This window comes from Falsibacillus albus, from assembly GCF_003668575.1.
Classification (GTDB): Bacteria; Bacillota; Bacilli; order Bacillales; family DSM-25281; genus Falsibacillus; species Falsibacillus albus.
In genome coordinates, this window is the sequence record NZ_RCVZ01000008.1 from 106,493 (window position 1) to 118,768 (window position 12,276).

A 12,276-nucleotide genomic window follows, 5' to 3' on the forward strand; every position below is an offset into this window, starting at 1 on the left:
AATTCAATCATACCAGAGTCCAAGTTTAAAGGATATGAGTAAAAGTTGTGACCATAGGGAACTGCGAAAGGCTGTTATTTTCATCATCGTTTTTCTCATACAATATGCATAGTCCATCATCTGCTCTAACCGCAGCCATCCATCTATAGGATGGCTGTCTACATTTTATTGGTCATCTAATTTTTTAAGAATATAACTATTTTTATTTTCATTGGGCATTCCATGGAATTATTTAGATATATATAGCGTTCAAGGAGTCGAAATCAGACTATTCGGCGAATTCGTGCTTTTTATAGGTATTATAGACTGTTAATAGATAAAGGGTATTTACTCCTGTTTTTCACGAATCATTTCACGTTTGGAATTCAATATTGAGTGTTATTAGTGAAAGTTGTTTATAAAGGGGGGCATGGAGTTGCTTCAAGTAATGAATATTGGAAAGCATTTTAGAAAAAAACAGGAAATGTTTTATGCGGTGAAATCGGTCAACTTGTCAATTGTCCCAGGTGAGATTTATGCATTCCTTGGTCCAAATGGGGCCGGCAAGACCACTACAATCAAAATGATTGCAGGGCTCGTGCGACCGGATGAAGGGGAAATATTGATCGATGGACTTAATATTTCGAATCATAAGAAGCAGCTCAGCCAAATCGGGGCGGTCCTGGAGGGGAGCAGGAATCTGTATTGGAGGATGACACCTCTGGAGAATCTATGCTACTTCGCAGGGTTGAAAGGAATGAAGAAAAAGGATGCAATGGCTTATGGAAAAGAGCTGTTAACACTTTTTGACCTGGGGGACAAAATGAATGTGACTGTTCAGCGGTTAAGCCGTGGAATGCAGCAAAAGGTTGCCGTCTGTGCCGCGATGATTCATCGACCTAAGCTGCTGTTGTTGGATGAGCCGACATTAGGGCTTGATTTCGAAGCTTCTGAGAAGATAAAGGAATTAATTAAACGTATTGCCGATACAGGTGTCAGTATTCTATTGACGACCCATCAACTGGACATTGCACAGGAGCTGGCGGACCGCGTCGGCATCATCCGTCAAGGCTCATTGGTGCTGGAGGGGGATACCGATGAGATCCTTCAGAAGTATTCTAGGAATGAGTATAGCTTCAAGCTTGCGAATCCGCTTCCCCTTACGATTGAAGAACAGTTGATTGATAAAGGAGCTGTCTTCGTGGACAGTCTGTCATTCACAATGGACTTCAGTCAAAAGGCGGAAATCTACGAAGTCATTCACCTTTTGGCGCCGAATCCTCTTGTGAATATTTCACTTGCGGAAGGAAGCTTGACAGAGGTATTTAAAGAAATGATATCAGTTCAATAAAAAGGAGGGATCAATTTGATCTACACGACTTTTTTATCCGAATTTCGTAAAGAATGGATTGAAATGAAGAGGTATCCCCTGGAATGGATTAGTTCAATGATTGTATTGATCATCATTTTTTTCGGAATCTTTTTAGGAGCCAGTTACATCAGCGGGCAGCACATTCATGGGAAGAATTTATCCTATACGATTGTCAGTTTTGCACAATATATTCTTCTGATGGGGCCGATTTACTTAATGGGTCTAGGTATTGTCAGAGAGGCGGAGCATGGGACATTGGAACAGCTGTTTTTAACCCCTGTCGGTCCGGAAACGATATTGATGATCAGGGCGGTTGTTGCGTTCGTTTATCAAATCATATCGATGTTCATCATCTTGGAAGTGATTATGCTCCTCACAGGGCAGCATCTTGAACTGAACATCTTTATTGTCCCACCATTGATCACCACCTATTTGACTTCTATCGGCATCGGATACCTGATCACCAGTGTGGCAATTATATATAAACGTATTTCACAGTTTTTAGATTTGTTTCAATTTGTCCTGCTCTTCTTGGTCATGATTCCTTTTTCAGATTTTAAAGAACCATTCCAGTGGTTATCCATGATCGTTCCTTATGCAGCATCCAGTGGATGGCTGAGAGATGCGATGGTGCAGGGGGAAGTGAGCAATCATGTCTTTATCATCTCAGGAAGTTTTATAAATAGTCTGGTTTGGTTTGCGGCAGGAATCATTGTATTGAGGTTTTCTGTCCGATCTGCCAAAAAGAGAGCCTCTTTGTCCCATTATTAGAAAAGAGTCAGCGGTTTAATTAGCTATGAGACCAGCTTAGAAAAGAACCAAGAAACACAGGAGAAAGAAAAATTAACAATAAAAGGAGATTCATATGAAAGTAGAAGTTGATTTCGTAGCAGAAGAAGTGATGGAAATGCTTCAATCTAGGATTGCAGCTGATTTAAAAGTAAAGATTGAGCATGAGTTAAAGAATGATCTTGCCCTGGATTCTTTGGATATGCTGGACTTGGCCAATGAAGTGGAAACTTCATTCGATGTCATTTTATCCGATGATGCCATCTACGAGGTCAAGACGGTTTTGGATTTAATCCAGATGGTTAAATCCGGATTGGAGGAATGAACGTGTGGAGACCGATGCTTAAGCCATATTTGAAAATTTATAAAGACGGAAACGATGACAAGCTGATTGTGTATGGGCACGCTGAGCAAATATGGGAAATAGAGGGTGCTTCTGTTGTGGATTTGGTCGACCTGCTCCCTCATATTAATGGCATAAATACGATGGAACAAGCAGCCGAGGCGGCTGGAAAGGCACCTGAATTAGTAGAAGAAATCATTTATTATCTGAAAGATCAGGGGATGCTATGGAATCAAGAAGCAGATTGTGCATTCGAAGATCTGGAAATGTCATTAAACGGACATGAAATATTTTTATCAAGATACCTCGACCTACGTCAGGTGAAATCCCTTCAGGAAGTGAAAATAGCCATTGTCGAAAAATGCCCTCAATGGAAATATGATTTGATCGAAGGATTGAAAAAAATTGGAGTTAAGAATATCCAAGAGTTCGACGACATCACTTCCATTACAGGAACCTATCACTTGGCAGTCATCATGGATTCGGGGTTAAATGGGCAGTTATTCATAGAAGCGGAAGAAAGATTCAAAGAAAGTGGGACGCCTTGGATGAAAATTTCTGTCTTCAATGAGGAAATCGGGGTTGGGCCGATCTTTATACCGGATGCTACTGCGTGCTATAAGTGCTATAAACAACGTTTTTTAAGCAACAGGAAGAATCCGGAATATGCAGTCAGATTATTTAACGATTCGGTGAAATCCAGGGTGGATCCCATCGCCAATTCTTATGGGGGAGCAGGACAGTTGATTGGCGGCTACGGATCATTGGAAATCTTGAAATTCTTTACTGGTCTGCCTTGTCAAATTGTCGGAGCGGAATATTCATTAAATGTAATGTCCCTGGAGTGTACCTTATCTCCTGTATGGAAGGTGCCATACTGTACTTCCTGCGTCAGCAGTACGGATAAGGAACCTAAATATATTATGGAAAATTCCTTTGACCTGGCAATGAAAGGGGACTTTCTAGTTGATTGAATTAGAGATGAGGGAACAATCGGAGATGGGGAAGATGCAGAGGCTTGTTGATGGCAAACTGGGGATTATTAGTGAATTGGAACTGCTTCCGAATTATCATGATCTGCCGCAGATTTACCGAGTAAGAGCCTATAGAAATCCCCTTATCGATCGAAATGGCCGTGAAATTTCTCCTGCTGTTTCTGAAGGCTTTGGATTTAAAGAGGAGCTGCTGCCAGCAAAGATGGCAGCCGTAGGTGAAGTTATTGAAAGGTATTGCTCCACTTTTTATAAGAACCACGACATGGTTGTGAGTAGTTATCGGAATATAACCTCAGAGGCGATCAGTCCAGAAAGGATTGCTAGATTCTCGGATAGTCAGTATCAAAGGGAAGGATTTGTGTTTGAAAATGTGAATGAAGATACTGTCATCCCATGGGTCAGAGGAAAATCCTTGGTTGACAAGCGGTCCATTTGGGTCCCTGCCGATTTAGTTTTTTTGGTGCAGAATGAGCATTCCCATCCAATCAGGGATTACACATCAAATGGGCTTGCCTGTGGATCTTCATACTGGCAGGCGGTGTATGCCTCCCTTTGTGAATTGATTGAACGTGACGCATTTTTCCTGACATGGTTGCTGAGGCTCCCTGCTCCGAGGATCAAGTACACGAGTCTAAGGGGCAAGTCGATTCACAAGCTTTTAAAGGTTTATCAAGAGCATGGCTATCGAATCGTCATTAACGAATTGACGACAAACCTGAATGTACCGACCTATCTTGCAACCGCAATATCTGAAACAAAATGGCCGCGTGTAGCCGTGGCTGCGAAGACGTCTTTGAATGCGGAAAAGGCAATCAAGGGGGCACTTGAAGAGTTGGCGGGTGTTATTTCGGGTTTAAGGGATGACCGGGATAGAAGGCCTGAATTCAATCCCGATTATTTAGGATCACATGCTTTTTATTATGCAGATGGGGAACGGACAGAGTTATTGAATTTTTATTTGGAATCAGAGGAAATCGATCTTGCAGTAAATGAGTTTGGGCACTTGACCGGCCATGAAGCCGTGGAAATGATCCGGCGGGAATTCAATAAGGCGCAGATTGATGTGGCTATAGTCGACTTGACCACGGCAGACATCAGGGAAGCGGGCTTATCCGTTACACGCGCCATTGCACCGGAACTGCAATCCCTCTACATAGGGCAACCTTATTTGCAAAGTCGACGGCTTTGGGATTTGGCTGCTAAGTACGGGATCAGGAAAGTAGAAGATCTTAATCTCGAGATCCATCCATTTTCTTAATCGAGATAAGAGAGGTGAATAGATTTGAAGCTTACTAATAGCAAACTTGTGAAAAAACAAGCTGATTTGCACCAGTGGTACCATCAAAACAGTAAAATAACGGGTGCGGATCAATACAGAGGATTGAGCGAATTCTCCATCGTTCCACCCCAGAAAGACTACCGTTTTGCTGAACAATTGAATTTGGATTTTCCGGAAGAATGTAGTGATATTTCCTTGCTGGATAGTATGCTGCAACGAAGAAGTGTAAGAAAATTCAGCGGCGAACCTGTTGGTTTGAGTGCTCTTTCCACACTTCTGTACTACTCACATGGTGTAAAAAACCGAATTGGAAGCTTGCACTCAAGGTCATATGCTTCTGCTGGCGGCAGGTATAGCTCGGAAGTGTATATTCTCGTGAAGAATGTAGAGGGCATGAAACCAGGTGTGTACCATTATGATGGTGTTCAACACAAGTTGGATGTCATTCATCATAACCCAGTGAATGATTCATTTTTAATCAATGAACAAGAGATGGGAAATTATTCTTTCTTGATTTGCATCGGCTCTTATTTCGATGGAATGACTCAGAAATATGGAGAGAGGGGATATCGGTATTGTTTGTTCGATGTAGGACAGATCTGCCAGAATGTATATTTGCTGTCTACTGCCTTAGAAATAGGGTGTTGTGCAATCGGGGGATTCTATGATGATGAATTGAATCGGGCATTGGGGTTGGATGGACATAAGGAAAGTTCCATTCTTGTCATGGCTGTCGGTAGGCAAGGATGACAGATTGGATCATTAAAGGAGGTGATCAAAATGAAATTGGAAATTAAAGAAGTAAAGCCACAAGTGAAGACACAACAAGCCGGTGTTTATGTTTGCTGTACAACAAAAATCCAGAAATAATATATGGGTTGAAAAGGAGGTGGCAGCATGCAATTGAGAATTAAAGAAGTGAAGACTCAAAAGAGAATTCAAAAAGCAGGCATCAAGCTGTGCTGTTCAACAATGGTAAAGAAATAAAATAAATACAGTTTAATAGGAAAAGGAGGTGAGCAGAATGCAATTGAAAATCAAACAAGTGAAGGAAACTAAAGCTGTAAAAAAAGCTGGCGTTTGGCTATGCTGCGATACACAAATCACTAAATAATATAAATTCCCTCAAAGTATTTTAATTAATATAGTCACACATTCAACATGGCTGTTTCATGACGACAGCCATGTTTTTCATACACATAAGGCTGTTTTCGTAAAGAATATTGTTAAAATCCTAATGCCGATTTTAACGTAAAAATAGCTATTTTGAGGTTGAAACTTTGTATAAACAACCCTACCTTATGAGCTAAAGCAACAATGTATGAGAAAAGAGCCAAACATAAAGAGAAAAGGAGTGGAAAACATGACCAGGATTCTAATGGATTTTCCAAATCGACCGGGAATGCATTGTGCCTCAAAATCACTCAGGGATATAGGGGAATTTTATGGCCATGATTTATCAGAGGCAGAGATATTCGGGTTATCAAGTGGACTTGGAGCGGTATATATTAATTTATCTGAACCGATTGCGATTCGTCTCTTTGGGGGCAGGATACTCGATTTGGAAAGCGGGTTCTTCAAAAATATGGACATTCCGTTTAAATGGCGTTTTGGCCCAGTCTTCAGGTGGAATGAAATACGTTCTTATATCGATCGGAATATCCCGGTTATCGTTATAGCTGATTTGAAATATCTGGACTACTATCAAACCAATTCCCTGTTTGGCGGGCATTCCATGGTGATTATTGGTTATGATGACGTCTCGGAGGAAGTTTTCTTGGTGGACGTGAACCAACCGGACATACAACGGTTAAAATTAAGCAGCTTGAAGCGGGCGATGTCTTCATACGCTCCAGGATTCCCTTTTAAAACGAATCAATGGGCCCCGGTTGAACAGTTGCCATTACTACAAAACGCAAGCATGTATGCAAAAGCCATCGAACAGAATGCGTATCATCTGTTGAAAGATTGCAGGGAAACATTTGAAGCGTTTGCAGATGATATTCGAAAGTGGAATAGAATTGAGACGTGGAAATATTTCTCGATCACCCTATATGAAATGATCGAAAGGCGCGGCTCTGGAGGGGCGGCATTCAGGAATCTATATATAGACTTTTTAAGAACTTGGCATCGGAAATATGGAGATGATTATTCTGGATGTGAAGATGTGATCAGCGGGTTTCAAGCCAGTATCGATGGATGGAATGAATTCTCTTCTATTTTGCTTCAAGCAGCGAGAAGGGGAACTTCCTTTAAATTGAACCAAGCTGCAGACCGCTTACATGATATTTATGAGAAAGAGGAAGCTTGTTTTGTGCAATTGAAAGAACTGTTGAAAGCTCCAGCTGTGGGTTAAGGGAGTGGAAGCAAAATTGGTACATATCATATTTTTGATGTTTTTCTTTCTATTGAAATGTTCAGTGACAGTCATTGTCGCTAGTCTTCTTATATTCCTCCATGAGCTTGGCCATGGATTGACAGCGAAAGCAGTGGGTTGGGAGTTGAAAGAAATTCAAATCGGGAGTGGCAAGACTAAAACTTTCATTGATACTGGAGATTTCCAACTGAATATAGGTATCTGGTTCTTCGTATCAGGATGGTGCATATGGGAAGAGCCGATTGGCGATGAGCATGCCATCAAAAGAATCTTGGTCCTGTTAGGGGGGCCGATAGTCACAATCCTCCTTACGCTAGGATTGATGATTGGCGTTGCCAAGATAACCATACTGGATGATTGGCCATGGCTAATCACGATAGGTATTCTCAGCGTCCAATGCTTCTTTTCACTAATTCCAATGAAGTATCCTGGGACAGATCTCGATAGCGACGGAAAACAAATCTATCAGAATATTATCCATGTATTTAAAAATTGATGGTAAAGGCGACACAGTTAGATAAAAACTGTCGCCTTATTATTTTGGACCACCAGAAAACATGATGGAATTCGCATGGAATTTAGTGCAAGGTCAGTTTTAAATCAAAAGCCTCAAGGAGTGGTAATTTCATGAATGTCTTTAAATACATCGTAAAGAATATTTTTTGATTGTTCATCATTCAAAATGTTGAAAACCTGTTCAGCTAAAATGTAATATTCTTTGACACGTATAAAATTTTTAGATTTTTGATAGTTTAATGCTATTTGGAAGTATAGTTCGCCCAGTAAGTACATAAAATGATGCTTCTTATTTAAAATGATTCCTTTTTTGGCAAATTGATTTGATTTTTCATATTCTTTATTCTTCGTAAGGATCCTGGAATAATTATAATAAATCCTGATTGGGATTTTATTATCACTAATTCTAAGGATCAGTGACAATCCATGGATGATTTCTTCAAATATTTCTATAGAAGCAAGAATATCTTTCTCCGCCACGATTATGGCCTTGCTCAATAATATTTCCAATTCCCTTTCAGAATAGTTGTTTTTAGTCGTATATTCCATTCCCAAAGCTTCATCCATAAGTGATAGTGCTTTATCCCTGTCCTCGCCTAAATGAAATTCACAGATTCCTTCATGCCATTTAAAAAATTGTTGTACATGCATACTCGAAGAAAACAATGGATTATACTTTTCATTTTTAATTAATGATCTTACTTGAGTATAATTCCTTTTGCTAACCTCAGAACGTATATTTTCCATCGTTATTTGTATGTAATCATCTCGTTGAGACTCATAATATTCGAAGAAAAAGTTAATGTTTACGCCTAGTCTGCGTGATAGTTTAAAAAGAATATCTGCTGAAATATTTTTATCTCCTTTTTCTACCAAGCTGATATATGCTTGGGAACAAACCCCTTCACATAAACTCTTTTGTGAAATATTTAAGTATTCTCTTAAGTTTTTAATCTTAAATCCTATAGATTCACTAATAAGCAATGACATCACTCCATTATTAAATAGTTCAAATGTAATGGTATAATATAACTATGTTTATGGATATGTAAGGATATTGTCCTTTTATTATAAATTAACTGCAATCATTTTAGAATATCAATACATAGTCAAAAAACATGAAAGTTAAATAATTGATAATCTACTATTAACAATAATTTAATAAAGGGGAATGATATTATTATGAAACATATCAAAGGTTTAGTTTTATCTCTTCTATTAATTGCTGGTACTACAGCACCACTCCATCTTGTTGATCAAACCGTTACTGGATTGGCCAAGTCTATTGGAATACCGATAAACTCTGAAGAAGACATGGGCCCAAGGCATTGATTGAGACTAATAAATATAATGAAAAGGGTGACAGGCACCATCCATTTTCTGGATGGTGCCTGTCACCCTTTATACCATCAAAATCTCCCGGATATCATCTTCGGTCAGCGATGAAAATGAACCATCCTGCTCGATGATTTCCTGGATCATATCCCGTTTTTTATCCTGCAGTTCATTCATTTTTTCTTCGATGGTTCCCCGGGCCACCAACTTGATGACCTGCACCGCATTTGTTTGTCCCATTCTGTGGGCACGGTCCGCTGCCTGCTCCTCGACAGCTGGGTTCCACCACGTATCGTACAGGATGACGGTGTCGGCGCCTGTCAAGTTTAGCCCTGTTCCACCGGCTTTCATGGAAATGAGGAAGAGATCCCGTTCGCCGGCATTGAAGCGATTGCACCTCTCCACCCTATCGGCAGAAGGTGTCTGGCCATCCAAGTAGAAATAGTCTTGTCCTTGTCCGTTCAGCTCTCTTCCGATCAAGCCAAGCATTTTCGTAAATTGTGAGAAAATCAATACCCTGCGGCCAGCATGCTTGGATTCATCGATGATTTGCATCAAGTGCAAGAACTTACCGGATGTACCGGTGTACCCATCGACAAAGAGGGCGGGGTGGCAGCAAATCTGTCGCAGCCTCGTCAATCCAGCGAGGATCTTGATCTTGTTTTTTCGGAGCGTGTCCCGGTCCAGGTGCTTCAGCGTATCATGGCGCAGCTTCGCCAAGTAAGCGGTGTAGAGCTTCTTCTGCTCGGGCAGCAGTTCCACAGAGTCAGCCGATTCCACCTTTTCAGGCAACTCTGCAAGGACGTCCTCTTTCAGCCTTCGCAGCAAAAATGGCCCGATCCGCTTGGCAATCGACTTTCTGGAAAGGTTGCTGTAATTCTTCAATCCCTGGAATAGTTCTGGGAATACGACATGGAAAATGGACCATAGCTCTTCTGAAGAGTTTTCGATCGGCGTTCCAGTGAGGGCGAAGCGGTAGTCGGCCTTGAGCTGTTTCACAGCGCGAGCCGTCTGCGTCCCCGGATTTTTGAATGCCTGTGCTTCATCGAAGAAAACGGTATGGAACGACTGCTTTTCATACCACTTCACGTCGCTTCGAAGCAAAGGATAGGATGTAATGACGACATCGACGTTGGATAGGTCCCGCTGCAGCTTCACCCTTTCTTGCTTCGCTCCGTCGATAACAATCGTTTCGATTTCAGGGGCGAAGTGGGTGAGTTCGCTCAGCCAGTTGTATGTCAGCGAAGATGGGCAGACGATCAGGGCAGGTTTCTTTCCTGCACGGATGCCGCCAAGTTCTGATAAAAGAAAGGCAATGCCCTGAATCGTTTTCCCAAGCCCCATGTCGTCGGCCAATATTCCCCCGAAACCGTAGTAAGCGAGCGTCTTCATCCAGTTGAAACCTTTGATTTGATAGTCCCTGAGAATCGCGGATAAGCTATCCGGAACCGGTAACTCCAAGATCCCAGGGTTTCTTATCGTTTTTAGAAAATCACGGAACGATTCTTCAAAATTGAAAATCTCTGATTCGTCGGCCGTATCAAGCAGCTGCAAGCCACGGGAAAGCGGAAATTCTATGCCATCACTTAGGTCTTGTATCTGTTCAGGAACGGTGCTTAAGAAACGGTTAAGCTCCTGAATTTCCTTTGTTTCAAGGGAGAAAAGAGAGCCGTTGGGGAGGCGGTAATATTTCCGTTTTTCCTCCAATGCCTGGAGCAGTTCGCGTACGTCATTCTCTGCGAAGCCATCCATCTCGAATTTGAACTCCAGCCAGTTGATCCGATCCTTTTGTGCCTTCACCCGGATCCGAGGCTTGGCATTCCCCCTGAAAATTCGATTCCGTACTGCTGTGGTCGCATAAATCTGCGCCATTTTTTGCAGTTTCGGGACGATATACGTCAAAAATTCATACTCGATTTCTTCATTATGAAGAAAGTAGCCGCCGTCCGTCTTCCCGAAGAATTCATCCATCAGGCTGAGGATTTCATCTTCTTTTTCCACATCGCGGATGATCAGCGACTTGGTCGGGAGTTCCCGATTTTCGAGCGGATTGATGACGAGGTTCTCATAATGAAACTCCAGCCCGGCGAGGAGCCTGTTGTTCACCCGGTCCAAATACAGCTTCGCCATCAAGGGTGTCTTCTTTAGCTGTTCGGCAATGTCAGGCGCAATATCGACCCGGCCGAATTTCTTCAGTCCCGGGATGACCTTTTCCATGAAGAATCCGACTTGCTCTTGGGAGATTGGAATCGCATTTGTTCCAGCTTGTGCGGTCAATTTTGCAAGGTATGAAAGCCTTTGGCAATCATCGACTTTCAGCTGATAGACCTTTCCTTCGTAAAGCGCTGTATTGTAGGATTTCAAGACGATCAAACGTGTTAGTCCGTATACATGAAGCTTATAGCTTTTGCCGTTTCCCTTGGAGAATTCGAACCGTAAAGAATGCGTCTCTGGGGAAATTTCCAGTGGATCAAACTGTTCTCCGGCATATACGAGTGAAGTTTGGGCTTGTTCTAAAAGCGGCAGCAGCTCTTCCCAGTAAGAAGGGGAGAGCGTGAGCAGGGATTCTTTATACCTAGTATGCTCATTACGGGCTTTTTCGTCTTCCAGCGCTGAAATGAGCTGCTGAATAATTTCATTATCAATATTTTTAAAACAATGACGGGACGGATTATATGTGAATGTTTCCGAAATTCGCATGGGTTCTAACGTTTGTACGCTCCGTAAAAGCTCTCGTATATCTTTGATGGGGAACCCTTCCATATTCATTCCGATCCCGATCAACTTTTCCGCAGTTTGGAGCTGGCATGTGAAGCCAACCTCAAGAATCTGTCTATCCTCGAAGTGGAGCTGCTCGCCGCTCGTTCGTTTCTGCTTGTCATCAAAGAGTGTCAGCAAGCCTTGCGCAAGATGATCATCGGCATTGTGATCTCTGCCGTGTGCGATTTCAGCAGAAATTGGACTCTTTTTCTGGAGATAATATATCGCTAAAAGGACTGCTGCGATATGCTGGCAGTCACGGTCAAACGAAGCTAGCGAAGGGCAGCTGCATGTCGCTGCGAATCCACTGTTTGCCTCTTTTTTAACTGACACATGAAAATCTTCCGTCCCGGCAACGGTCGCTTCACAAAAGTCGTTGGTATATTCATTGATCGTCACTTTATTAGCGCGGTAAAAGGCTTCACCCCGTTTGAAGGAGACTTCGCCGCACATTTCTTTGATGGTCTTGATCGATAGTTTGATATCCACGTTTTCTGCTCCTTCCTGGGGGATGTTTTCAATCCGTTCCTT

The 12,276-nt window shown here is 42.0% G+C and carries 10 protein-coding genes; 8 read left to right on the top strand and 2 right to left on the bottom strand.

The window, feature by feature from the left end; genetic code table 11:
- Positions 1-415 precede the first annotated feature (415 nt).
- The 8 genes from D9X91_RS12650 to D9X91_RS12685 all read left to right on the top strand — a co-directional run bounded on the left by D9X91_RS12650 (position 416) and on the right by D9X91_RS12685 (position 7,630).
- On the top strand, positions 416-1,330 hold the full coding sequence (locus D9X91_RS12650) for an ABC transporter ATP-binding protein (RefSeq protein WP_158598309.1): 915 nt from the start codon (positions 416-418) through the stop codon (positions 1,328-1,330).
- 15 nt (positions 1,331-1,345) lie between these two features.
- Complete coding sequence (locus D9X91_RS12655) at positions 1,346-2,122, top strand: ABC transporter permease (protein WP_121680998.1); 777 nt, start codon at positions 1,346-1,348, stop codon at positions 2,120-2,122.
- Between the two features lie 94 nt (positions 2,123-2,216).
- Positions 2,217-2,465, top strand: a complete 249-nt coding sequence (locus D9X91_RS12660) for an acyl carrier protein (RefSeq protein WP_121680999.1) — start codon at positions 2,217-2,219, stop codon at positions 2,463-2,465.
- 2 nt (positions 2,466-2,467) lie between these two features.
- Positions 2,468-3,457 carry a TOMM precursor leader peptide-binding protein gene (locus D9X91_RS12665; RefSeq protein WP_158598310.1) on the top strand — a complete coding sequence of 330 codons (990 nt, stop codon included), beginning with the start codon at positions 2,468-2,470 and terminating at the stop codon, positions 3,455-3,457.
- Positions 3,450-4,736 (top strand): YcaO-like family protein, encoded by a 1,287-nt coding sequence (locus D9X91_RS12670; RefSeq protein WP_121681001.1) that lies wholly within the window; start codon positions 3,450-3,452, stop codon positions 4,734-4,736. Before D9X91_RS12665 ends, D9X91_RS12670 begins: the two co-directional genes overlap by 8 nt.
- A gap of 24 nt (positions 4,737-4,760) precedes the next feature.
- The gene (locus D9X91_RS12675) at positions 4,761-5,507 is read left to right on the top strand and encodes a SagB/ThcOx family dehydrogenase (protein WP_121681002.1); all 747 of its coding nucleotides are present in this window, start codon (positions 4,761-4,763) and stop codon (positions 5,505-5,507) included.
- 613 nt (positions 5,508-6,120) lie between these two features.
- The gene (locus D9X91_RS12680; RefSeq protein WP_158598311.1) at positions 6,121-7,113 is read left to right on the top strand and encodes a BtrH N-terminal domain-containing protein; all 993 of its coding nucleotides are present in this window, start codon (positions 6,121-6,123) and stop codon (positions 7,111-7,113) included.
- A gap of 4 nt (positions 7,114-7,117) precedes the next feature.
- Positions 7,118-7,630: a M50 family metallopeptidase gene (locus D9X91_RS12685; protein WP_148709075.1), complete on the top strand. Its 513-nt coding sequence runs from the start codon at positions 7,118-7,120 to the stop codon at positions 7,628-7,630.
- Positions 7,631-7,743: 113 nt separating this feature from the next.
- Here the strand turns inward: D9X91_RS12685 and D9X91_RS12690 are convergent, their stop codons facing one another.
- Together D9X91_RS12690 and D9X91_RS12695 are read right to left on the bottom strand one after the other, a co-directional pair.
- Positions 7,744-8,634, bottom strand: coding sequence for a helix-turn-helix domain-containing protein (locus D9X91_RS12690; protein WP_158598312.1), 891 nt, complete (start codon positions 8,632-8,634; stop codon positions 7,744-7,746).
- Positions 8,635-9,051: 417 nt separating this feature from the next.
- Positions 9,052-12,234 carry a DEAD/DEAH box helicase gene (locus tag D9X91_RS12695; protein ID WP_121681006.1) on the bottom strand — a complete coding sequence of 1,061 codons (3,183 nt, stop codon included), beginning with the start codon at positions 12,232-12,234 and terminating at the stop codon, positions 9,052-9,054.
- Between the last annotated feature and the right edge of the window lie 42 nt (positions 12,235-12,276).

What these genes read in the sequence shown, in the direction of transcription:
- D9X91_RS12680 (WP_158598311.1), top strand. Translation starts at nt 6,121, where the DNA reads ATGACCAGGATTCTAATGGATTTTCCAAATCGACCGGGAATGCATTGT.
- D9X91_RS12660 (WP_121680999.1), top strand. Translation starts at nt 2,217, where the DNA reads ATGAAAGTAGAAGTTGATTTCGTAGCAGAAGAAGTGATGGAAATGCTT.